The sequence below is a fragment of the Edaphobacter lichenicola genome (genome assembly GCF_014201315.1).
In the GTDB taxonomy this organism is placed as follows: domain Bacteria; phylum Acidobacteriota; class Terriglobia; order Terriglobales; family Acidobacteriaceae; genus Edaphobacter; species Edaphobacter lichenicola_B.
This window is the reverse complement of record NZ_JACHDY010000003.1, coordinates 370,389-394,140: the sequence shown is the minus strand read 5'-3', so window position 1 is coordinate 394,140 and position 23,752 is coordinate 370,389. Positions and strand designations below refer to the sequence as shown.

19 protein-coding genes and 1 pseudogene are annotated in these 23,752 nt (G+C 55.7%); 9 read left to right on the top strand and 11 right to left on the bottom strand.

Annotation, left to right across the window (positions count from 1 at the left end):
• The first annotated feature begins 788 nt into the window (after positions 1-788).
• Both HDF09_RS12905 and HDF09_RS12900 read left to right on the top strand, forming a co-directional pair.
• Positions 789-1,208 (top strand): hypothetical protein, encoded by a 420-nt coding sequence (locus tag HDF09_RS12905; protein WP_183766876.1) that lies wholly within the window; start codon positions 789-791, stop codon positions 1,206-1,208.
• Positions 1,209-1,375: 167 nt separating this feature from the next.
• A complete protein-coding gene (locus tag HDF09_RS12900) occupies positions 1,376-2,053 on the top strand; it encodes an IS6 family transposase (protein ID WP_406704692.1) in 678 nt (225 codons plus the stop codon).
• Positions 2,054-2,070: 17 nt separating this feature from the next.
• On the opposite strand, the gene HDF09_RS12895 is transcribed toward HDF09_RS12900, so the two are convergent.
• From HDF09_RS12895 to HDF09_RS12880, 4 genes and pseudogenes are all read right to left on the bottom strand, one after another.
• Entirely contained in the window at positions 2,071-2,448 is a 378-nt protein-coding gene (locus HDF09_RS12895; protein ID WP_260181308.1) for an oxidoreductase, read from the bottom strand.
• Positions 2,445-3,311: pseudogene (locus tag HDF09_RS12890) on the bottom strand (DUF427 domain-containing protein). The gene HDF09_RS12895 and the pseudogene HDF09_RS12890 overlap by 4 nt, the downstream one beginning before the upstream one ends.
• Before the next feature lie 20 nt (positions 3,312-3,331).
• Positions 3,332-4,099, bottom strand: a complete 768-nt coding sequence (locus HDF09_RS12885) for an SDR family NAD(P)-dependent oxidoreductase (protein ID WP_183766869.1) — start codon at positions 4,097-4,099, stop codon at positions 3,332-3,334.
• A gap of 72 nt (positions 4,100-4,171) precedes the next feature.
• Complete coding sequence (locus HDF09_RS12880; RefSeq protein ID WP_183766867.1) at positions 4,172-4,912, bottom strand: SDR family NAD(P)-dependent oxidoreductase; 741 nt, start codon at positions 4,910-4,912, stop codon at positions 4,172-4,174.
• A gap of 215 nt (positions 4,913-5,127) precedes the next feature.
• Here HDF09_RS12880 and HDF09_RS12875 point away from each other — a divergent pair, with 215 nt between their 5' ends.
• A complete protein-coding gene (locus HDF09_RS12875) occupies positions 5,128-5,634 on the top strand; it encodes a TetR/AcrR family transcriptional regulator (RefSeq protein WP_260181285.1) in 507 nt (168 codons plus the stop codon).
• Positions 5,635-6,328: 694 nt separating this feature from the next.
• Here HDF09_RS12875 and HDF09_RS12870 read toward each other — a convergent pair.
• Positions 6,329-6,730, bottom strand: coding sequence for a hypothetical protein (locus HDF09_RS12870; protein WP_183766863.1), 402 nt, complete (start codon positions 6,728-6,730; stop codon positions 6,329-6,331).
• A gap of 142 nt (positions 6,731-6,872) precedes the next feature.
• The gene (locus HDF09_RS12865; RefSeq protein ID WP_183766861.1) at positions 6,873-7,844 is read right to left on the bottom strand and encodes a quinone oxidoreductase family protein; all 972 of its coding nucleotides are present in this window, start codon (positions 7,842-7,844) and stop codon (positions 6,873-6,875) included.
• A 103-nt stretch (positions 7,845-7,947) separates the two neighbouring features.
• On the opposite strand from HDF09_RS12865, the gene HDF09_RS12860 reads away from it, so the two are divergent.
• Entirely contained in the window at positions 7,948-8,646 is a 699-nt protein-coding gene (locus HDF09_RS12860; protein ID WP_260181284.1) for a TetR/AcrR family transcriptional regulator, read from the top strand.
• A 38-nt stretch (positions 8,647-8,684) separates the two neighbouring features.
• On the opposite strand, the gene HDF09_RS12855 is transcribed toward HDF09_RS12860, so the two are convergent.
• The gene (locus HDF09_RS12855; protein WP_183766859.1) at positions 8,685-9,023 is read right to left on the bottom strand and encodes a hypothetical protein; all 339 of its coding nucleotides are present in this window, start codon (positions 9,021-9,023) and stop codon (positions 8,685-8,687) included.
• A 475-nt stretch (positions 9,024-9,498) separates the two neighbouring features.
• On the opposite strand from HDF09_RS12855, the gene HDF09_RS12850 reads away from it, so the two are divergent.
• The gene (locus HDF09_RS12850; RefSeq protein WP_183766857.1) at positions 9,499-12,930 is read left to right on the top strand and encodes a TonB-dependent receptor; all 3,432 of its coding nucleotides are present in this window, start codon (positions 9,499-9,501) and stop codon (positions 12,928-12,930) included.
• A 774-nt stretch (positions 12,931-13,704) separates the two neighbouring features.
• On the opposite strand, the gene HDF09_RS12845 is transcribed toward HDF09_RS12850, so the two are convergent.
• Together HDF09_RS12845 and HDF09_RS12840 are read right to left on the bottom strand one after the other, a co-directional pair.
• Positions 13,705-16,650 (bottom strand): TonB-dependent receptor, encoded by a 2,946-nt coding sequence (locus tag HDF09_RS12845; protein WP_183766855.1) that lies wholly within the window; start codon positions 16,648-16,650, stop codon positions 13,705-13,707.
• A 1,227-nt stretch (positions 16,651-17,877) separates the two neighbouring features.
• On the bottom strand, positions 17,878-18,081 hold the full coding sequence (locus HDF09_RS12840; protein WP_183766853.1) for a hypothetical protein: 204 nt from the start codon (positions 18,079-18,081) through the stop codon (positions 17,878-17,880).
• A 264-nt stretch (positions 18,082-18,345) separates the two neighbouring features.
• On the opposite strand from HDF09_RS12840, the gene HDF09_RS12835 reads away from it, so the two are divergent.
• From HDF09_RS12835 to HDF09_RS12820, 4 genes are all read left to right on the top strand, one after another.
• Positions 18,346-18,729: a YciI family protein gene (locus HDF09_RS12835; RefSeq protein WP_183766851.1), complete on the top strand. Its 384-nt coding sequence runs from the start codon at positions 18,346-18,348 to the stop codon at positions 18,727-18,729.
• A 122-nt stretch (positions 18,730-18,851) separates the two neighbouring features.
• A complete protein-coding gene (locus HDF09_RS12830) occupies positions 18,852-19,304 on the top strand; it encodes a DUF1569 domain-containing protein (RefSeq protein WP_183766849.1) in 453 nt (150 codons plus the stop codon).
• 37 nt (positions 19,305-19,341) lie between these two features.
• Complete coding sequence (locus tag HDF09_RS12825) at positions 19,342-20,286, top strand: alpha/beta fold hydrolase (RefSeq protein ID WP_183766847.1); 945 nt, start codon at positions 19,342-19,344, stop codon at positions 20,284-20,286.
• A 69-nt stretch (positions 20,287-20,355) separates the two neighbouring features.
• On the top strand, positions 20,356-21,636 hold the full coding sequence (locus tag HDF09_RS12820; RefSeq protein WP_183766845.1) for an RNA polymerase sigma factor: 1,281 nt from the start codon (positions 20,356-20,358) through the stop codon (positions 21,634-21,636).
• 448 nt (positions 21,637-22,084) lie between these two features.
• On the opposite strand, the gene HDF09_RS21360 is transcribed toward HDF09_RS12820, so the two are convergent.
• Positions 22,085-22,441, bottom strand: a complete 357-nt coding sequence (locus HDF09_RS21360) for a carboxypeptidase-like regulatory domain-containing protein (RefSeq protein WP_406704641.1) — start codon at positions 22,439-22,441, stop codon at positions 22,085-22,087.
• A 36-nt stretch (positions 22,442-22,477) separates the two neighbouring features.
• The gene (locus tag HDF09_RS12815; RefSeq protein WP_183766843.1) at positions 22,478-23,740 is read right to left on the bottom strand and encodes a vanadium-dependent haloperoxidase; all 1,263 of its coding nucleotides are present in this window, start codon (positions 23,738-23,740) and stop codon (positions 22,478-22,480) included.
• Positions 23,741-23,752 lie beyond the last annotated feature (12 nt).

Below are 23,752 nucleotides of genomic sequence, written 5' to 3'. Positions count from 1 at the left end.
TGCAAACTCTTCTGTTCGGCAACGTTCGACTGCTCGTCGCGGATTTGTGATTGATTGTCACGGCCCTCCTCGATCTCGGGTCGGGTTAGCTCGACGCTCGACCGTAGCTGCTTATGCCTTTGGGTTTTCCTGCTGTGGTGGCCGAGATGCCAGAAGCCTGGCTGCACGGGACACGCGTAGAACGCAATATGTTGACATCGTGCTATCTTCCCCAAACCTCCTCAGCCCATTCCCGAGTGGGCCAGGAACGTTTTGGAAAGCCGTTTCCCATCCGACAGGAGGGGCAAGGCGGCGTGAGTGTAGACCAGCGTCTGGAAATGTATTTGAACGCCTCTTCTCGCGCTTGGGCTCGAGTTAGACCGACGACAAGCGGAACGGTGCGCGTTTCTTGGGCAACGACCGGGTTTGTGAGAGTGGCAATTGCCTTCGCAATGGAACCTTCCTCTTTGATGAGCCGCCGCCCTGTCCTGCGTGCGAGTTTTCGTCGCGCAACCTCCAATGCATTGTATTGAGCCTGGAGATCTACTGCCCGTTGCGTATAGCTGGCTGCTCGCCCTTCTTTTGCTTTTGTCATGGATTGCTTCCTGATTAAAATCCTCCGCAGAGGGTGAGAACGATGTGGTCGGAATTTAGGGACAATCCCGCCTTTTGTTTGTGAAACGTGAATTCGTTTCTGGGAGCGCTTCAGAAAGGAAAGTTAGCGCAGTTTGTAGATCCCTCGGAACATGAACCGGCACGCTGGCGCGGCATCTCGATCGGATCGGTCTATCGGAACGTCGTCATCAAGTATGCGAAGGAAACGGGCATCAGCGCAGAGGCGTTGGCACCTGCGTCCATTCAATGCGGCAACGTCCGCGACGAAGACGCTTGCCAATGGTCCGGACGTAGCCAAGGTGCAGGAGTGGTTGGGGCATGCTAACGTTTCTACGACCCGCCTCTACGACCGGCGTAAGACAGGTTTGCAGTCGTTGTATAAGAAGACGCCTCCACAGCGAGAGCCGGCCGACGTGGGCGAAATCATCAGCAAAATGGTCCTGCTGCTGCGGAGCGAAGCCAACAAGTATGCCGTTTCGATTCGTACGGACCAGACCGCCGATCTCCCCAAAATCACGGGGACGGGTGCGACTGCAGCAGGTACTGATGAACCTCATGCTGAATGGTATCGAGGCGATGAAGGAGACCGGCGGAGTGCTCAAGGTCAGAACTGACAAGGCGAGTGCGGTCGGGTGCTGATCTCAGTCAGCGACACCACTGTCAATGAAACGGGGACGCGATTCGGGTTAGTCTCAGCGGCTCTGGTGCAAACAGCATGCTGGAACCGATTAGAGTAGTGGATTGAGGCATCGAGGACCGGTAGATGGGCGAGCTGAAGGGGATGAAGGAGCTATTTGCGGGGCGACATTTTGATCGCGAGATCATCGTCTTGTGCGTGCGCTGGTATCTCCGCTACAAACTCAGCCTCCGTGATCTAGTCGCGATGATGGCCGAACGCGGGTTGGATATTGCGCATACCACGATCATGCGCTGGGTACAGAGATATGTTCCGGAGTTCGAGAAGCGCTGGAATGGCTATGCACGCAGGAGCGGTCGCTCGTGGCGTGTTGACGAGACGTATCTGAAGGTCCGTGGCCGTTGGGTCTACCTGTATCGCGCCGTCGACCGGGATGGCAACATCGTCGACTTCCGACTGAGTCCGAAGCGGGATGTAGCAGCGGCCAAGGCCTTTTTCCGCAAAGCGCTTCGCACGCAGCTGCGCGCACCTGTCAGCATCACGCTTGACGGCTATGCCGCTTCGCATCGAGCAGTGCGTGAAATTCCAAACGAAGACGAGGCATGGAAGCGGACCAAACTGCGATCGTCGAAATACTTGAACAATCTGATCGAACAGGATTATCGGGGTATCAAGTCCCGAACCAGGCCCATGCTCGGCTTCAAGAACTTCGACTACGCCGCCATCACAATCACCGGCGTCGAACTGCTCCACCGTATTCGCAAAGGTCAATTTGCCCTGCATCGCCTGAATCTCAAAGACAGAGCTGCGCCTGCGATCTGAAATGCAGTCCTTGCTGCCTAAACCACCGCCTCTCCAGGCGCCTCACAGGTTGTAGTCTCGAGCACCAGCGCGGCGTATGCTTCTGAATTGCGTATTCGGTGACTGGCAGGGTCTCGTCGTTGGCCTGATGCACCGCCTTCGTGCATGGGGCTGATCTTGACTCCAACCTGTTGTGCTTCGACCTCACCCATGACCGACTCGACAATCTCGAAAAGAAAACGCAACCGACTTTCCAGGCTTCCGCCGTACTCGTCTTTGCGCAGATTGGTGGTGGCATTCAGAAACCGCGAGATCAGATAGAGATAGTTCGCAAGGATCTGGACACCATCGAAGCCGGCGTCCAGCGCGTTTCGCGCAGCTCGCGCGAAGTCCGCTTGAATCTCCTGCTTCGTCAGAGGCCGGGTGTTACGGTCGGCTTCCGTCCCGTCCGCGTCACCGAGATCTGGCCTGGATCGACGTTCGATGCGGAGACGGGCTGCGCGCCGACCAGTAGTTCTGGATGTGAGATCGCCCCGGTGTGCCAGAGTTGTGCAATGATGCGGCCGCCGGCTGCATGGACGGCATCCGTAACGCGTCGCCATCCGCGGCGGAACTGCTCCTCCGTCCACAGTCCTGGCGTATCGGCTCAGCCAAAACCTTCCGGGCTAATCGCGGTGGCCTCTACGATGATCAGTCCGGCGGAAGCAGGTTGCGCGTAATACTCTGCCTGCAGGGCCGTCGGCACATGATCATGCGATTGCGCACGCATCCGAGTGAGAGGCGCCATGACAATGCGGTTAGGAAGATCGAGGTCTCCCATTCGATATGGTATGAAAAGCGCTGGTTCGACATCACATGAACTCCTGCATAGATCGATTGGACGTGTTTGAGAAATCACTTCGATTGCATCGACCCGCGTGGGATAGAACGCCAGATGATCTTTAATGCTGACGACTGCCTCATAAGGTTTTTCGTACGTCCAAACGGCATATTCCGATTTCGTTCCGCCGATGGGAATGCTGTAGTACGTACAGTCACCCTTGTACGGACAGTAGGTGTAATGCGTTGTTCGAACGAGCAATGACATATCCGCATCGCTTCGCGGCACGTAGTAGACGGGTGGATATCCCTTCTCCTCCAGTCGAAGAGCTCGTGTCGATTCAGCCACTGTCTGTCCAGCGACTGTTACGCGGACCTTGCCGGCAGCTTGTGAAATCGTGATGGGATGATCCGGGCTAGGAATCTTGACCTCTTTGCCTTTGCTCGACTTTGTATCCATTACGTTCCTCACGTTGCCAGTTAAAGCTTCGAACCGCCATCGACGGGAATACTGGCACCCGTGATCCAGCGCGCCCCGTCGGATGCCATAAAAGCGACTGCGTCTGCAATATCCTCTGGCTTGCCGATTCGCTTCAATGCCTGCATTCCAAGCGTGACCTCGCGGCCTGCTTCCGTCTTCGTAAAATTCGACATATCCGTATCGATGACGCCAGGAGCGACAGCGTTAACGCGTATGCCGCGCGGCCCTAGAATAGCTGCCCAGTTCTTGACCAGAGTCTCAAGTGCCCCTTTCGTAGAGGCGTAAGCAAGAATCGACGGATTTTCCATGCCGGGTTTGCCAACCACTGTACGAGCTACCGCAGAGGAGATAGCAACAATACTTGAACCCTCACCTAGAACGGGCAGTAGTTGCTGCACCAGGAAGAACGGGCCTCGGACGTTTGCGGCAAAGAGGTTGTCAAAATCCTCTACCGTGTAATCTGCGATGCGCGCCGACTTGCTGATTCCAGCGTTGAGCACAAGCACATCCAATCGATCGCCGATAATGGAGTGCACCTGTTTGGCGAGCAGTGCGGCACCGTCCGGGGTTCCCAGGTCCGCTGAGATTGCATCTGCGTGTCCGCCTTTCCTCTGGATTTCGGCAACCAGAGACTCTGCTTCCTGTTTTGACCGGCCATAATGAACCAGGACGTGCGCCCCAGCCTCAGCAAGCGCCAACGCCGTTGCGCGGCCAATTCCTCTCGATGCGCCAGTCACAAGCGCTGTCTTATTTTCAAGTGTGGTCATTGCCCTCTCTCTCGCCCTTTCACATCGCGGATGGATTGTTTTTTCGGCCAATAACCTTGCAGATGCACTGTCTCAGGCATTCATTCCGCCATCCACGGTCAGATTCGCCCCGGTGATGTATGGGGATTCAGGACCGGCGACGAACGCCACCATTGCGGCGATCTCCTCAACGTGCCCATAGCGATTGAGTGCTGTGGCTGCCTTCTGCGGTACCGCCCAATCGCCCGAGGCTGGATTCAGATCCGTGTCGATCGGACCCGGCTGGACGTTGTTGACCGTGATGCCCCGGCTCCCGACCTCTCTGGATAACGCCTGCGTGAACATCTTGACGGCTCCCTTCGTGGCGGCGTAGGGCACGAGTCCGGGCGCAACGGCACGCTCTCCCACCGCCGATCCGATCATGATGATGCGGCCACCGTCCTTCATGTGCTTCAGCGCCGCCTGTGTGGTGGCGAATACGCCGCGGATGTTAATGTCGATCACGCGATCCATCTCCTCCTGCGTCGTCTCCTCAAACGGCTTCGGAATGGCCGTGCCGGCATTGTTCACCAGCACATCCAGCTGGCCGAAAGTCGCAACGGCCTTCTCGACAGCACTCTTGACGGCTTTAACGTCGGCTGCATCCGCCTGGATCGCGATCGCTTTTCCGCCACCAAGTTCAATCGCTTTGACCACGGCGGAAGCCGCGCCTGCGTCCTTCGCGTATGTGATGACCACGCTTGCTCCATCTGCAGCCAGACGCTTTGCAATCGCTGCGCCAATGCCTCGGGACCCGCCGGTAACGAGTGCCACTTTGTTTGCCAACGTAGACATAGATCTCCTTTGCTTTCCGAGGAAAGATTCACCACGCCACTGATTCAACTGACTACGACACTGCCCGATCAGAAGATTGTGAACCACTCAGTTCTATACTGATGACGGAGATGCTCCGAGGATGCAGAGATATTGAACTATTTGGTTCTTTATCGGATAATATATAGATGGGGCGTCCGAAGAACTTTAGCCGAGAGGAAGTGCTGCAGAGGGCAATGCCTGTCTTCTGGAAGCACGGGTTCGCGGACACAAGCCTGCAGGACCTGGAACGAGCCACAGGCGTGAACAAGTCAGGGCTGTATACGGAGTTCCGAAACAAGGAAGATCTTTTTGTGGCGTGCCTTCGGTACTACATTGAGAGCCAGGGAAAGAGGGGGCTTCTCACTAAGGAGCCTCTCGGCTGGAATAATGTCGAAAGTTTTCTCAAGAACGGGCCTCTCAACAAGGGGGAACAGCAGGGGTGCTTTTCTATCAACTCCATGCGAGAGCTGGCTATCCTTCCGAATGAGGCGTATGGGGTCGTGAACGACAATCTGGCGCTAGTGCAGCGCCTCCTCGCCATGAATATCGAAGTCGAAAAACCCAAGATGGCTCCTTCCGCAATTGCGGAGATGGTCCTGTCCTTTTTTTCTGGGTTGTGCATTGAGCGCAACCTCAAATCCGGCAAAGCGTCGTCGACCCGCAAGATCGAAAACTTCATGACGGCCCTTCGCAGTCTTTAATCGAACGATTCGTCCCGTGAATGTATGGTCCGCAGCGCGACAGCAAGGGGAAGCTCTTGAATCGAATGCATCGAGACAGGCTCAGATGGGTGCCCGGTCTCGCTTGATGCGCACGACGGCCGCTCGTGTGCCATGGATGAGGATCTTGCGCAGGTACATGTCGCCTCGCTTGCTGACTGAGAAGGTCACTTGCTCCAGACGGTGAAATGCATCTACGGCGACCGAAGGTCACCATAGATATTGATGCAGGAACTCCCGTGTCCGTCCCGTTGGCAAGGGCTGCCGCAGCGGCGTTGTAGTGTGTGTTCCATTATGCCGAGAGAAGTCATGATTCTGACCTGGATAGCGATAGACGGTCGTGTTTGGTTTCTCTCCGCTTGCGCAGCCTTGGAAATGAACTCATCCTCCTTAGCAAGCGCCGCCTTAATCCTCGGCCAGACGCATGAGAAGGTACCCTCGCCGCATCGAACCCAATGCAACGACGCTGGCACCAGACACTGAAGAACCGCGTGCTGCTGGAGAACTACTTCATACCCGGCGACCTCGAACGCCAGATCGAGCGTTCATCGAACGCTACAACCACCGGCGCACGCTCCACTCGCCCAGGCATGGCTGATCACGGTCGAGTGATGCGCTGCATCAGCTTCACCGCGCAACTGGGGCGAACTTGGAAGTGCCGGGCCGTAGCGTGCGTTTATCCGCGCTTGGCTTGCGGCGTGATCCGCACGGATCTGTGAAGCAGATACACCACGAAGAATTGGAGGACGGCGATAAAGAGCGGCCCAGCGCATCTCCCAAGATCATGCTCAAACAGACCGATTCCGGCATCCAGCAATTGCATGGCGCCGGCGAGCGCACCCAGGATCAGCAACGCAGGCGTCGCCTGCTTGTAGATCGCCCCCAATGCGAACAAAGCCAGAGGAATTGTGCGCGCCGCCGCGTACATCGCCAATAGCAACGACGCCTCCGTTGGAACGGATTCGGCAGGGACCAGGTATTGCGGACGGATGATCGCCGCGATAGAAAAGCCACTCGCGACCAGGACATTGATTTCCGTGACCAGAGAAGCCAGCCGAATCGCGTTTATTGTTGTCATTGATTCCTCTCTCTGAGTAAGCTCGTCCGAGCGTAGTTGGGTTGATTTGACAACTTGTGTTCGCACCACGCCTGCGCGTAGTGCGAACCCTTCGCTGATTGCAGAGCGGGATACCTGTTATGTTTCCCCCTATCAATTGTCGTCAGACTGTAAGAACTACCCTACCGAAGGGGCGGCCCTCAACGAGATAGCGCAGAGCCTCAGCCGCTTCGGCCAGAGGGAACGTCTTCGCCACGATCGGTTTGATCGCACCGGATTGAAGGAGAGACACAATTGCGTTCCACGCGTCCGTAACGGTCGCCTGCGGCTGACGAAACATATTGAGACTCCGGATGCTGGCTTGCGGCACGATGAGATCTGTCACGTCAATGGTTGTCTTACGGCTTGCGGAATATCCCAGTGTTGTGAGGCTTCCTCCCAACGCGAGCGCTTTGAGCGCCTCGCTCAAGACTTCACCGCCGATCCCATCGATCACAATATCTGCGCCGTAGCCGTCGGTGATACGACGCACGCCGTCACCTAACTTCTCCAAGGAAGTATCGATGACTTCATCGAATCCGAGCGCCTTCGCTTGCTCGGATTTCGCATGGTTGGTCGTGCTCGATATGGCGTGTTTTGCTCCCAGAGCGCGCGCCAATTGCGTCACCGCGTTGCCGACTGATCCCCCGATCGCCGGTGCCAGCACGGTTTTACCGGGACGAAAACCGGCGACGGTAAGAGCCACTTGCGCGGTGAGATACGCGACTGGAATGCCTGCGGCGCTTATATCGTCGACACCATCAGGTATCAGACAAAGATCTTCCTTTCGGACGGCAATCCACTCACGGTAGGTTCCGTCCTCCAAAGCGCCATACGCGCCCCAGAACATCACGCGTGAGCCCGCGGGAAAGTCCGCTCCGCCTCCCTCCTCCACGACGCCCGCTCCTTCGTTGCCCAGGACTAGCGGCTGCTCCGGGATGTGAAAATTACCGAAGAGAATTGTATGGTCGAGCGGCGTGACGCCAGCCGCCGTGATTCGCACCAATACTTTCCCGTCTGTGGCCGCAGGTTTGGGAAGCTCGACGAGCTTCAACGCTTCATAGCCACTAAATTGCTCCGCTCTCATTGCACGCATATTGGTTCTCCCTTTTCCCAAGTCACTTCTGGGTCTGCGCCCGCTAGGGCACAACCCGGAAATTGTTAACGTCGATCGAGACCACCAGAAGGTCGCGAATTGGTTGAGCCCTTGGCCTTCGTCGAGCACCGTGGATTATCGTTATAATCCTCATTGCAGGATTAGATTCGTAATCCTGATTTGGTCGCAGATTATTTTGGAGGAGGTTCATATGGGCTATTCCCAGGCCCAAAAGGAGAAAACTCACAAGCGCATCGTTGCCATTGCCTCAAAGAGATTCCGCGAAAAGGGCCTTGCAGGATTCGGAATTGCGGAGTTGATGAAGGAAGCCGGCTTGACGGTGGGAGGCTTCTACAAGCACTTCGACTCGCGTGACGAACTGGTGGCCGAGGCAGTCAGCGATGCATTCGGTGTCTGGCAGCGCCAAAAGGAAGCTGCTGAATCCAGCGGGCAGTCGCTTTCCTTTGCGAAGCTGATCGACGACTACCTGAGCGATGTGCACCGCAAGAATCCAGGTACGGGCTGTGCCTTCAGCGCACTTGCGCCGGAGATCGCTCGCAGCGATGAGCGAACTCGCGCGCTTACCTCTCAACAAGTCAGGAATGACCTTGAGTTGATTGCCGGGTTGCTGCCAGGCAAGGACAAGCGCGCGGCAAGATCGAGAGCGATCTTGACTTTCAGCGCCCTCGTCGGAGCGATGTCGCTGGCCCGCGCCGTATCGGATGAGACGATTTCACACGAAATCCTGAAGTCGGTGGGAGACCTTCTGAAGAATCCCACCTCGGAGCACTCAGAAGAGTAATAGTTTAAGACGATCAAATCATGTCGTCCGCTTTTAGTTCAGCTCTTCAGCGAAGATCCAACGGCAACCGGCTTTCCCTGTGAGAACTGAATCGAGATCGGGTGGGGCTGCCAATCGCTCGGTCGTCTTGCATTCCAAGCAATGTCCAGAAGTTTGAGCAGTTGCGCCTTTTCGAAATCGAAGTCAAACGTTGCGCCGGGTGGGATCTTGAATCGCTTCGGCAGGCTCAACCCAAATGGTTGCTCTGGAAACCAATCTACGAGAATCCATCGAAACACTGTGCGAGATACTAGGTAGCTCTCGTCGGGAAGATCATAAAAACCAAGCGAGCCGCCACAGGACAAATTAAGGTGATGCAGCATCTGCGCGACGGTCATCGTTCCCCATTGCCGTGGATTCGTTGGTTTGACCCGCGCAACTCTACTCTGAAATTCGTCGCGTTTTTCTTCGGTGAAGAAAGCGCTAACACGGTGGAACGGGGTGTTGTCCTACGCACCGACCCTACCGCGCGAAGGCACCGCCCATTCAGGCTGAAGTCTTCTTCGAATCCGGAAGCAGCCCCTTCTATCCTCTTGAAAATGCATGAGTTCGTAGGCCGGAACCCTTCACGTACGCAGCAATCGTTTTTTGAGGTTTCCGTGATACTTCCAAAATAATGTTGCAATGTTTGCAGAGGACGATTAGGTTTATCGCCTTATCTTTCTTTAGATGCGCCACACTTCTATTAGCCGTTCGGTTTTTGGAATACATTGAAGCACCGCAGCTACCGCCACGAAGCTGGCTTCTTTTTCGTTCAGTATAAAAAACCCTTCAAGGCGACCAGCGAATCCTTTGCTTTCCTTTGGAGGTCATATGAAACGACTACGAACACGTCTCCTGCAGGCTGTTCTCTACAGCCTCGCCGTCATCTTCCTCACCATCACATCCCTGCCTTCGCTCAACGCCCAGATCTACCGCGGTGGCATTGGAGGCGCCGTCACTGACTCCACCGACGCGGCCGTCGTCGGTGCAGCTGTGTCTGCCGTAGACACAGCTACGAGTCTTACCTACAACACCGTGTCCTCAAGCTCGGGCGAATTCAACTTTTCGAATCTGCCTTTGGGCAGCTACACAGTCACCATCAGTTCTGCCGGTTTCGCGACCGCGAAGTACGACAAGGTGCAGGTCGTTGCCGGCCCGAGTTACACGCTCTCCGCGAAGCTAACCCTCTCTTCAACTGGCCAGACTGTGGAGGTGACAGCTGCCGCATTGGCGCTCGATACTGAGACGGATGTGCAGGCTACAGTTCTTCCGGAAACGGTTGTGCAGAATCTGCCCAATAGCGGGCGCGACTTTACGCAAATGCTCGCTCAAACCACAGGATTTGCTGGATTGTCCACTGGCGGCGGTGCACTCTATGCCAGTGTGAACGGAACCAGGTCCAACGCGGTAAATTGGCAGATCGAAGGCACGGACAACAACGATCTTTGGTGGAACATTCCCGCAGTCAACCAGGGCGGAGTCTCTGCGATAGCGGGCGTGATCTTTCCCATCGATGCAATTGAAAACTTCTCCTTTGTGACCACGGGCGCGACCGAGCTTGGGCGCAATCCGGGCGGAACAGCAAACCTCACCATCAAATCCGGCACCAACCAGCTTCATGGCACGGCCTACTACTTCAACCATAACGAGTTCTTTGAGCGGCAGAATCCCTTCTTAACCAGCAAGGCTGCATCGCGGAATCAAAACTACGGCTTCTCAGTTGGCGGCCCGATTCTCAGGGACAAGTTCTTCTTCTTCCTGTCCGGTGAACATCAGAACTTTTTGATCGGCGCTGAAAATCACGCCACCGAACCATCGGCTGCCTATCAGAGCGCTGCATATGCACTCCTCGATTATTACGGCGTACCCCATAACACCGTGTCGGTAAATTTGCTCAATGGAAACGACACTCTCCGGGGCCTCTGGCCAGCCGCTGCACTCACCGGACCTGCCAATCCGGAAAACTACCAGGCCTCAGGCAATCTTACCGGGCATAGTTTCAACGGCGTTATCAAGGTGGATTACAAGCTCTCCGACAAAGACCATCTCTCCGCCAGGTGGTACGTGGGTCAAGGCACGCAGACCGCGCCAACCTCCTCCGACCTGACACCGTACTTCGAGAACGCACCCATCCACGTTCAAAACTACTCTTTGATCTACAACCGCATTATTACCACTTCAATGGCCAATCAGCTCGCTGTGGGAGTCAGCTATTTCAACCAGGTGTTTGGCGATGCCGATACAGGGTTCGATCCCATCGGCCTCGGCTTCAACACAGGTGTCACCGATCCGGCTCTGCCGGGCTCCCCCCACTTGGTCATCGGTCCCACCAGCAGCAGTAATGGCCTTTCCGCTGGCAACACCGGATTCGATCCGACCGGTGTCACTGCGCCTTCGGGAAGGAATGACATCACCGGCCACCTTGACGACGATTTAACCTGGACCAAAGGGGCGCATCAGCTCCATTTCGGCGGTGAGATCCGCCAAGCTCAGGTTGACGACTTCTATCAGACTGGACAGCGCGGAACCATCTACTTCGACGGCTCTCAGGGCCCATGGAACTACGCGACAAACTTTGTCGACGGAGTGGCGCAGACACCGTGCTCTGCATTAGCTACAACGAACCTTGGAGTAGCTCCCGGAGCTAATCTGAACACGACATCCAATGTCTTTTTCCTTGCAGACTTCCTGGCGGGATGCTTGAATCCAACGTCTTCGAGCATCGTTCAGGGCAATCCGAAGCGACAGGTTTTCGTGAACACGTTTGCCCTCTACGCTCAGGATGCCTGGCAAATCACAAAACGCTTCAACTTCAACTACGGCTTGCGCTACGACTATGAAGGTCCTGTGCACTCTGACTATCCCAACCTCTCGATCTTCGACCCATCGAGCGCAACCGGTCTTTCAGTCGCAGGGCAGGGCGTGGCAAACGTCTATCCCAAATTTTGGAGCGGTGTAAGCCCGCGATTCGGGTTTGCCTATCAACTGGATAGCACCGGCAGTACGGTCCTTCACGGTGGCTACGGCTTTTACTACGACTCGGTCTATATGAAATCGATCTTGCAGAATAACGGCGCGCAGAACATCGCCGTCTTCGGGCCAGGCCAGAATCCCGCAGGCAGTGATCAGGTCGTGAACGCACAGGGGCTCAACCAGGTGGTTCAGTCAGGAGTTGACATCTTTCCTGCCTTCAATCCCTCAAGCATCCTTGCCGATGCTGGGCCGGGTAGCATCACCATCTCCACCTTTGACAAGAACTTCAAGCCCGCCAATGTGCAGATATTTGACCTGAATATTCAGCGCAGCCTCACAAACTCTGTCATTGCCCAGATAGGGTACGTTGGCTCAAAGGGAACTCATCTTATGGGCTTGTTCGACATCAACGCCGCTGCTCTGGGAAGCGCCTACAACCCTTGCCCACCCCCAGATGTCCTTCCCGGAGGTTCTTGCAGCGTCAATCCCCAGCAGCTCACCCGCCCCTACAACACCCAGTTTCCAGCATTCGGCGTGATCGACGCAGCCCGAAGCAACCTCGGCTCCATATATCACTCGCTTCAATCAAGCCTGCGCCTCCAGGGATGGCACGGTCTAACCGCGCAGTTGGCCTACACTTGGTCGCATTCGCTCGACTATGAGACCGGCGCTCTGCCTTATGTCCCGCAAGACCCCACCAATGAAAAAGGAGAGTACGGAAACTCCGACTTCGACGTTCGCAACACTTTTACAGGGTACTTCAACTACGCAATCCCAACCTTCCGCGGGCCAGAGCGGCTCACTCACGGCTGGGAGTTGAACTCCGGATTCTCCTTCCACGGCGGCACACCTTACACCGTTACTGCTAGTTCGAATGTCAGTGGAAACGGGGAGTTTGCGGACCGGGCGGTACAGGTGATTGCTCATCCCACAGCCGGCGTCTCCCACGCCATCGTCAACGGCTCGGTTCAATGGTTCAATCCCGCTGCCTTTGTTGACCCCGCGCCCGGAACCTACTCCCCAACACGCCGCGGACAGAACTACAATCCCGGCTATAAGGCGTTCGACCTCTCTGTCATCAAGACGACAGCGATCACTGAAAGAGTAAGAGCTCAGTTCAAGGCAAATATCTACAACCTGTTCAACACCACGAATCTGGCACCGGTAGGTTTTCCATCGACTGGCCAGGTCGGGGCAATCGGCTCCACACTTGGACCCTATCTCGGCAACCCCACCATCGGGCCGGGCGAGCCTCTCAATGTTGAATTCGCCTTGAAGATCCTCTTCTAGCTCGAACAACAGAAAAGCCCCATCCTCCATCGCGGGGGCGGGGCCTTTCGTCGTTCCTGTCTCAAGTTACCGGTCACTTCCACTCGCGAATCTCTTTGCTGTCGATTCCATTCTCATGGCCATAGTTCACGCTCTCGATAATCTTGCCCCTCAACCGCTCCTTCGTTTGTGGAGCCGTCACCTACATACTTTGCGTTGCCCGAGAGAACCGTGTCTGCCCCGCAAATTCACCTTCGCCGATCCCGCCAAGATTCTCGACCTCGGGTATTGGGGAGCAACTGAACAGAAAAGTCGCTTAAGCAGCTCGGGATCGACGGACTACGACTGCATGTTGTGACTACCGCCGGATCGCACTACTGCGCTGCATGAGTATGGGGTCTGAGTTGCAATGGAACGGAAAAACGTAAGGGATCTACCAATCCCAGGAAGCGCGGAGCAATTCCACAGCTGCGATTTAGATGTTTGCGATGCGACTGATCATCAGTGGCCTCGCCTTGTTTTTACGGCTGAATAGAGTAGGTGATCTCGATGCTGGTTCGCAGGTAGAGATTTCCCGTTCTCCAAAGCAGTCTTGAAGCGCCATTCGGTCACCGCATCTACGGAGCTTTGGTCATAGTCGGGACGGAGGTTCTTCGAGGTGTGCAGGCTTGTGGGTTTGGCGGCAACCTGGTTCGAAAACAGAGACGGGATCGAACCGTCGCAAGCTGAGAGCGAGAGAGAGCGAACCGTCATGAAGGAGACTCCTGTCAGAGACGAGGATGTAGGTCATCTTAGCTAGAATGTGACTCTCACACCTAGTTGTGCCGCGAAGGGGATTCCGACGGTGGTGCCCGGTCCAAAGAAGTCTCCAAGCGCGCCGCCTGCCAGACGCAATTGATTTGGGCTGGTAATAGGTTCAGTGGAGGTACAGGCCGCGTTGGTACAAATATCGGTAATATTGCCGGCCTGCGCCTGCGCCGATGGCACTGGAAGTGACGCGATATTGGTCACATAATTCGCACCCGGGTTATTGCGATTGAAGAGATTGAAGAACTCCGCAAATGGCATGATTGTCCAACTATCCCTGAGCGATACCGGACGGCTTACGCGCAGGTCGGTTTGAAGATAGGGAGTGCCGCGGAACTGGTCAAGCGACGTAGGCAGTCCATTGATCGCAATGCGCATACTGTTGTCCGCCGTGGTGATGGTGAAAGGACGCGCGCTTTCACCCTGCGACAAAGCGCTGATCTGAAAGCCTGCCGGTGCCTGCAAGGTTCCAGCGATAACAAAGCGCTGACGGACATCTTCCCCCGAAGGGCCATAGTCACCGGGGCCAAAAGAGTTCAGAGGATTGCATACGCCGTTGACATAGTCAAAAAGTTCCCCAAGGACGCAGCCCCAGGTCTGCGCCTTCGATAAAGTGTAGTTCGCAATGAGATTGAACCGGCGCGTCACGTTGCCCTGTAAATGCACCATGAGTCCGTTATAGCTAGATCGATTGTCGGAGTGGAAGACATTCACATTTGGGACGTAAGTCGCCTGGTTTGGATCTGTAACTGGAAGTTCCGGTGTGAAGAGGTTAATACCCCCGGTGTAGCTGTAGGCGCGGTAGGCATGATTTCCTTGTTCGTGGATGTAGTCGGCGCTTAACGACCAGTTCGCGTTAAACGCATGTTGGACGCCACCGGAAATGTGGATTGCGTAAGGGGTTTTATAACCAGAATCAATCAAGTTTGCTGTCCCTCCGGAGGCGCTCCCCGGGACACATCCTGCGTTTTGCGAACTGTCCTGGTTTTGAACCGGATCGACGCAAGGGCCTGGTGGCATATTTACGGCCTGCAATGCAGTTGCCCAACCAGTCTGAGCCAGATCACTAAAGTACAGTCCGAAACCACCCCGAAGAACCGTCATTCGGCTACTGCCGGGCGAATAGGCGAAACCTAACCGAGGTGCAATCTGTTTGCGATCGTCATGCGGGGCGCTCGCGACGAGCGGAATACCCAGCGCCGCGAGGGTGATGTATCCGGGATTGTTTGTCTGACTGTGCCCCGATCCATTGAAGAGTCCAAAGCTCGTCGAATAGCGAAGGCCGTAGTTGAAGGTTAGGCTCGGCGAGACTCTCCAGGAATCCTGCGCGTAAAGCGCTAAACGCTGGACGTTTTGTGAGAAGCTACCACCCAAGTTGGAGGTTGTAGCTCCGGCTAGCAGGTCGGTGCTGAACTGAGACGGGTTGCTTAGGTAGTAAGTGGGATTCTGTGGGAGCTGAAACAGAGTCTCTGTGCTATTTGGAAACGCACCGCCGAGCACAGGCTCGTGGATGAAGTTAACTCCGAACTTCATCGCGTGGCGGCCTCGAGCGCTGCTCACGTCATATCGAATCTGATACTTCTCCTGGTTGCGCTCGGAAGGGAAGAACGTAATTGGCGTGGCGAATTGGTTGTCACCATAGGTTTCAAAACCGGAAACGGTGAGCGCGGTCGAGCTGACAGGAAAGGCGAGAGCAAAGCCAAGATCCGAGTTACGGGATTGAGTGAGGTGCAATCCGCTAGCGTTGAGTACCAGTTTCCCTACCAGGGTTGGAGTGAAAGTGTATTGGGTGCTGATCAACAGGCTGAAGTAGTTGTTGTGTGTAAGCAAACCCGTAGAAGGCAGCGTGGCCTGCTGCACAAGGTCATTATGTGTGGTGTAAGTATCGGTTGATCCCCTCAGAAACCACTGGGACTTTGCCGACTGCGTCCAGTCAAGACGGAGCGAGCCGAAATAATCGCGGAACGGTATGCGGACGTTATCAGGCACCGTGATAGAAGGAACCTCAGGAATCAGCCCTTCGGAAGCCAAAGACGAGAGCGCATCGAATTGAGTAGCGCTCGTTGGACTGTAGGCTATGCTGGCATTCTCCTGCACACTTTCAAAAGCCGTAAAGAACCAAAGTTTGCCCGGTTCAATCGGACCTCCGAGAGTTCCAACGTAATTCTGACGGGAAAAAGGCTGCTTTGGATTCGGAGCAGGATTCTCAATCGGATACCGAGCGTTCAACGCAGCCGCTCGCTCATAGAATGCCGCAATACCATGCCATTCGTTGGTGCCACTCTTGGTTGTAGTCACAATTGAGCCGGCGGTAGTACCTCCGGTATCGGCGTCCTCTTGGGCCGTGCGTATTGCAAACTCTTGAATGGCGTCCGGGGAAAAGTTCTGTAGGAAACCGCCAATATAGTCGTCCGAGTTGTCGCCACCATCGACGGTAAGCTCGTTGTTCAGGCCAGAGCTGCCGCCGGTCGAAACCGCTGTGATTCGTGCTTTTGTAGGGTCGGACGGTTCCACCGGTTCGGTCCCAGGAGCGAGATAAGCTATGTTGGCAAAACTTCTTGCTGGAAGCGGCAATCCTTCCAAATCTTGCGTAGTAACAACACTCTGATGAACGTTGCTGGACAGGTCGATAGGTTGCGTCGAAATCGAAGAGCTTTGCGCCCGGACACCAACTGCCTGTTGCACTGTCGAAGGCTGCAGGGTAACTAGAATGTCTCGGGTCGTGCTCGCGGCAACAGAGACATCTGCCGTGGCGTTCGCAAAACTGGGCGCATAGACGCTCACATGCCAAGAACCAGGAGTCAGGTCTTCGACGCGAAATTCTCCCTGAGAATCGGAGGTGGCATGCCTGGTCTGCGAAGAGCCTGACCATTCGACATCAATGGTCGCGGCGGAGACGCGCGCTTTAGCTGAGTCCTGAACAACTCCGCGCATGCTACCGCTAGAGTTCTGTGCATTTAGAGCCGCGGCGCAAAATATGAACGGCAGAATACCAAAGAACCTGATTCGCATGTTGGGCGTCCTTCTATTCGGGATGCACACGCTGCTCACAAGCTGGACCGGATTGGCGGAATTCTAGTCGCGATTCAACGCTTCGTCCAGTATGGCTTCGAATCGCACCAAGCAAATTGCGGCAGCGCGATGCCATATTTCGGCTGGCCACGGCCGTTGAGGCAGCTCTCTCCCGCAACCAAACAATGAGTCGAGAAGAAATCGCAAGGGGTGCCGCTGCCGTTCCCGAAGAAGTGAGGCAGCGCCCGCCAACTGCGGCTGCGTTGAGCACGACTCAGAATCGGTCTCGCATTGGTAGCCACGGGCCATGAACATTCGTTATCGCTTGTGCCGCAGAGATCGTTCTCAGCCAGCGCGACAAGGTTTGGACCGCGTACGGCTGCGCCTCCGAAGAAGAACAGAAGGCAAATAATGTTGTTTACAACGCCGGAGCGCAAGGGCGCGGAGTCGCAATGGAATCAGCCAAGCAGCGCTCAATGCAATCGGTAGTTTCCGTACGGCATATGCCGACTCGTTGAGAATGCTCCGACGGGACAACAGGAGGTAAAGTCGAGCATGGCCCTATTGAACGAATCCCTCTCGACTTCCACCAAAGATTTGCAGACGGTAACCGATACCTTGGCGGGAGCAATATCGAACTTGCCCTTCAGCTCTGACATACCGCGTATCATCCGGCTAGGACCTTTATACGTCGTAGATAGTCAGGATTCCCTGCAGAATTAGTGATTCACGGCATGGGGCTGGCCAATGGAGACCCCACATCGATAACGGCGGCAAGAGCATCAACCCGAACACAAAAACCGATACTGAAATCCGGTTTCAATTTCCGCCTCATGGTGCCGTGACAAGTAAGCTACTACTGGTGGCCGTCCAGCTAGAGTTGTTCGAACGGAAGAAGCAGTATTGGGGTCTCTGGAATGACTACTACCAAGAACCTACCCCATCCGCCTTGCCGTGTATTCCCGCAAAATAGGGGAAGTTACGGTAACTCCACGACGAAGAGTTCCAAAATCTCAGAGCAATCCCTTAGCAACGCCGGAATATCGTTGCGAGTCGCCCCACGGCGAAGGCAGTTCAACAGTTCCCGTAAAACGTTGCCCCGACTCCCGGCTGGGTGATTAACGTTTCAACCATTAAGTACAACAACGCTTACGAAAACAACGGCCGGCCGAAGATTCTGATCTTGCTGGCGAGATCGTAGTCGATCCTGCCGACGTAGTTTGTTTCGAAGTCGGAGTCCGGAGCGTTGAACCGAAAGCCTCCGGTGTTGATTCCGTCGCCGCCAAGTCGTTCGCATGGGGATGCGCTGGTTGATGCTTGAGGCTGTAAAGAGAGCTTTGGGGTGAGACGCACGGCCCCCAGTTCTATGTCGAGATTCGTATCAGGCTTGTCTGCAGCGCACTAGTCGCAGGCCCATCGCGCAAGGTCGATGATAGATTCAAAATTCAACGCTTCGGAATTTGGTGTATTACGCTTCAGTAACTGCCTCTTGATCTCTTCGGTTATTCGTGGCTGCCGGAGATAAATATTTTCAGGACTCTGCAACCAAATGTGTCCAATTCCAGGAAACTGATACGACTATCTGATGAACGATGCAAATGCCTGAAGGGGAGTGCCATGAAATATCTATGTTTGGTCTTCTATGACGAGAAGAAGCGGAATGCCCTGTCGGAGCGCGAGTCCTTGGCTCTGATTGATGAGGCTATTTCTTTCAACGACGAATTGCAGACGACGGGTCACTTTATTACCGCCTATCCTCTTGAAGACGTCCATGCGGCCAGTACCGTGCGCGTGCGGAGTGGAAAGGTGACGGTCACGGACGGCCCGTTTGTTGAGACCAACGAACAAATTGGCGGGTTTATCCTCATCGAGGCCCGAGACCTGAATGAGGCCATTCAGATCGCTTCCCGAATTCCGCCGGCTCGTCTGGGAGGGGTCGAGGTGCGTCCAGTCATCGAAAACCCCACGCTTGAATATTGGAAAGACAAGCCAGGACGGTAATGGTCTGCGTACATTGCCGTCGACCGTCTTCTGAGAGTCGGGCGGCAGAACGTGGACCCGAACTTCGGCAGGACACACGCACATCAATGGCGATTACCCACTGTGAGAGAGGACCCTTCTGTATGAGGAGTTTATTTGAAGCGAGAGCGGTAGAACAGATCAAGGAGAGACTGGCGCGATTGCAGCCGGATTGCCAGCGTGAGTGGGGCACGATGACCCCAGGCCAGGCGATGGCGCACTGTGCGGGAAGCATGGAGTTGGCGGTTGGAGATCGGATTCCGCCGCGAATGCTGCTGGCACGGATCATGGGACGGGTGGTGAAGCCGATGGCGCTTGGAAATGACAGACTTATGCGCCGGGGTTCGCCGACGTCGAGGGATCTCTTGGTACAGGATCGACGGGACCTGGGAACGGAACGAGAGCGGTTGGGCAGATTGATTGATCGTTTTGTAGTGGCGGGACCGAAGGGGTGCACGGTGCATCCGCATAGTTTTTTTGGCCGGCTAACCCCGGAGGAGTGGGCGGAACTGATGTACAAGCATCTCGATCATCACCTGAGACAGTTCGGCGTATAGAGCAAGACCACTTTCACCTAATACCGGAGACGAATCCATGAATTTCAAGCTCATAAGATTAGCGGGACTGGTTGGACTGACTCTAGCAACAAACGTTCTTGGGCAAGCAAACCTGAACCCGACAGAGGATAAGGTTGTAGAACAGCTAGGAAATGCGTTCACAGCGGGGCTTGTGAAGGTGAACGGCACATCTCTGCACTTCGTCCGTGGCGGAACAGGGCCCCCGGTGATCCTGATTCACGGGTTTCCTGAAGATTGGTATGAGTTTCGCAAAGTCATGCCGCAACTCGTGAGCCGGTTCACGGTGGTAGCGGTTGATCTACGCGGTGTCGGCGAATCGGCGGCCACTTCAGATGGCTACGACGCAGCCAATCTTGCAAAGGACATACACGAGTTGGCTGAGAATCTTCATCTCGAACATGTCTATGTTGTCGGCCACGATATCGGAGGCATGGTCGCTTACGCCTTTGCTCGACGTTACCCGCAGGGTGCCCGCGGAGTGATGATCCTGGATGTTGCACTTCCGGGTCTCGATCCCTGGAATGAAATCGAAGCTCTGCCTGTAATGTGGCACGTACTATTTCACCAGACGGACCTGCCGGAGAAGCTTGTTGCCGGCCGTCAGCAGAGCTATTTTAGCTATTTCTTCTCAGCCAAGCCCTTCAGTGACGAGACCGTGGTCCACTATGCCAATGCTTATCGCGATCCGGATCACCTCAAGACAGCATTCGAGTTCTACCGCGCCTTCCTGGAGAACGCCAAATTCAATGCTGAACAACGCGCTCCAATTCCAATGCCGTTCGTGCTGGGAGCCGGAGAGTGGGACGTTTTCGCTCGGTTCTTGCCCAGGATCGCCGAAGTTATGCGAACGCACGGGTGTGCAAATGTAAGGACGGCGATTATCAAAGGCAGTGTCCACTATGTAGTGGAGGAAAAGCCGGAGGCGGTGGCAGACCTCATTTTGCAATATGCTTCAGAATGACCATGCTGTATTGTGCTCAGGCGTGGTAGTTCCGTGCCGGGCCCATAGGTGAGCGAGGGACCACGAAGTATGGCAGGAGAAACACCCGCCCAGGTGCGAGAGATAGTCAAAGCGATCTACAGCACAGATTCGCGACGCATCCTTGCGTCGCTTATCCGGGTGCTCGGGGATTTCGATCTTGCGGAGGAATCGCTTCACGACGCTTTCATGGCGGCGATGGAAAAGTGGGCGCAAGCTGGGGTTCCCGCCAATCCGCGAGCATGGCTGGTGTCAACAGGGCGATTCAAAGCCATCGACAAGATGCGTCGGCGCGGCCGCTTTCATGCATCGCTGGAGGATGCTGCGGAACACCTTCAATTGGAGGCGTTCGACCCAGCACAGTGGGACGATCAACTCCTCGAAGATGACCGGTTGCGACTTATTTTCATTTGTTGCCACCCAGCGCTGCCGCGGGATGCGCAAATATCCCTGACCTTGCGCGAAGTCTGCGGTCTTACGACGGAAGAGATTGCGCGGGCATTCCTTATGAGTGCGCCGACAATCGCAAAGCGGATCGTCCGCGCCAAGGCGAAGATCCGCGATGCGAAAATTCCCTACGAAGTGCCTGAACGGGTTGATCTGTCCGATCGATTGGACTCGGTGCTCCAAGTGATCTACCTAATCTTTACCGAGGGCTACGCCGCATCAGCAGGGGCATCACTGACGCGGGCCGATCTGTCAGAGGAAGCGATCCGCCTTGGGCGCCTGCTCGTGGACCTGCTGCCCGAGGCGGAGACGCTCGGATTGCTGGCGTTGATGCTTCTCCAGGAATCGCGCCGCGCCACCCGCGTTACGCCTGATGGTGAGATCGTCCTCCTTGAAGAGCAGGACCGTTCACTCTGGAACGAGAAGCTTATTAATGAAGGAAGAGGGCTGATAAAAAGCTCATTGGCAACGCGCTGCGTCGGGCCGTACACATTGCAGGCGGCCATCGCGGCAGTGCATGCGCAGGCAAAAGAGTCTATTTCCACCGACTGGGCGCAGATTGTCGGACTCTACGATGTGCTTCTTCGTGCAAATCCTTCGCCGGTGATTGAACTCAACCGTGCGGTTGCGGTCGCCATGCGCGATGGGCCGGCGACAGGGCTCGCAATCGTCGACCGAATCTTGGAGCGCGGTGACTTGCAGAATTACTATCTTGCCCATTCCGTGCGCGCCGACCTGCGCCAGCGTTTGCGCAAAACACCGGAAGCGGTAGCGTCCTATAAAAGAGCTCTAAGCCTTGCCTGGCAGGAACCTGCGCGGCGATTCCTGGAACGGCGTCTACACGAACTTGAGGATCGAGCCACATATAAGATCAAGAAAGACTAAGGACAGTCTTAGCTCTTGGTCATGTGAGCTCCCGCCAAATTGCAAGTGGCCAGTGTTTCACCAATGTTGGCGTCTTCTGTTCTCAACTGTTGCGAACTGCCCGATGCACTCATCCTGCCGCCCTGGCGCCGATTTGCCGTGTTCCGGGCGGGTTGTAGGCATTCAGGAAACAACGGACAAGAGGGTGACTGCCGCACTGAAGGGCGGCTTTGACTTTTAGTCCATTCCGAGCCTGGCGACCGTAGAAAGGCTGCTGCTGGCCTTAACGTACATAAATTTCCTTTCGGTAATCCCTCAAGGTCCTGGCTCGTCACGATCGCCTGGTGCACGTTGCTGGATAAGTCGATCGGCTGCTCAGTGATCGAGGAACCAAGCGCACGGACGCCGATCGTCTGCCGCACCTGGGATGGCGCCATTGTCGCCGTCACATCGCGGATCGTGCTCACGGCTATGGATAAATCCGCCCCAGCAGTTGCGAAGCCAGTCGCATCGACGGCACATGCCAAGACCCCGGCGTAAGTTCCTCGATACTGAATTCACCGCGCGAATCGGAGCTGACGCGACGCGTCTGAGCCGTTCCGGCAAGTTGTGCCTCGACCTTTGCCGCAGCGATTCTTACCCTGGAAGCGTCCTGCACAAACCCACAAACTGCCGCTGGAGTTCTGTCCGAGCAACGTATGGATGAAAGATAGAAATAGCAGCGTGCCGAAGATTCTGGTTTGCAGAATACCCCCCTCGTAACTGGATGGAAGGTTCTGATTATTGTGCATAGTAAACAGCGTGGCTGAGCGAGGCGCGAAATCATAGATCATCTCCTTGATCTCGACAACCGCAATCAAGATCAGTTGGTTCCAGTGGCTGCACCGTCGATGTAAGCCATCGCTTTGTTCCATGCTTCCTTGGCCACAGCGCGCCCAAGCGCCCGACCGGCCAGATCGTCTTCCTCGTAATGGATACCACCATAACGTCGCGACATACCCGCCTGGTCGGCTGCATCTGAAAACGTAGGCCACGAGAGTGTGATCGGGACCGTCGGTGTGAGCCCCCGCTCAATTAAAGACGTTCCTGCCCCAACCGTGAAGGACTCCCCGAATTGGTCGCTGCCGGTAAATCGTTTCAGAATTTCCGCGCCCGCAGCGCTGAATGCACTATGGCCTGATACATAGCTGGAGAAGGGCGGCGTGGGCAAGTAGGTCCTGAAGTCTTTACCGTACACCGTTCTTACCCCCAGTCCAGGTCCGGCCCAGGCCTGGATCTCTCTGGTGCTCAGGAGCGCGCGAACCACCGTGATGGGGCGAATAAAATCGGTGCAGCGCTTCGCGTCCCAGGCGGCGATGCCTGCGTCCATAAGAGCGTTCGCCAAAATGAAAAAGAGCTTAACGTCCTGATCAAGGCTATGGTGGTCTCTCTGGGAAAGGTGCTGTGCAAACACGACCCAGTGGCCGGGTGGAGTTACGGTGGAGGAACCATCGGCCCAATACTCAGCTATCACCTTTTCCCTATCCCCTAGATGGGCGCTTAAGTCCACCACATCGAGGGCCTGTTTCCAATAACCGGGAGAGGGATATCGCGCGGGCCCCTGCGCCAACACGACATCGCGAAATTGAGCTGCTGAAGTCAAGGCAAAAGGCGTGACCATCGCCCACTGCGGCAAGAGCCATCTCTGCGGAATACCATTGACCATCAGTGGTTGCCAACGGTTCTGATCTTTCAATACCTCAGCCGTATTGGTCGGAGTGAAGCCGGTATAGTCGGAATACGCTCCGGGATGCCGGTCGCCGAGTTGGTTCGCCCCGTCGCGATGTCGAAACTCCAGCACCGCCTGACAAGCAATACTGCCGATGCCGCTGGGCGTGCCGATATCCTCCGAAGCCTCGGAATAGTCGAACCCCAAAGCCTCCATGAGAGGATCCATGTTGCTGGTCCTCTGACCTGGAAACAGATCCTCCAAGGCGCGGTATGCGGCGAAGCTCACCGCCTTTTCTTTGTTAACTGCAGTGCGCTCGATCAGCGGACGGCGCAGGCTGCCGCCTAGTCTGGTTCCGACTGAAACGTCATCGTAGGCCGCCCAAGCGTCGAACATGCAGGTGTGGATGATGGCCATGGCCCGCGCGGC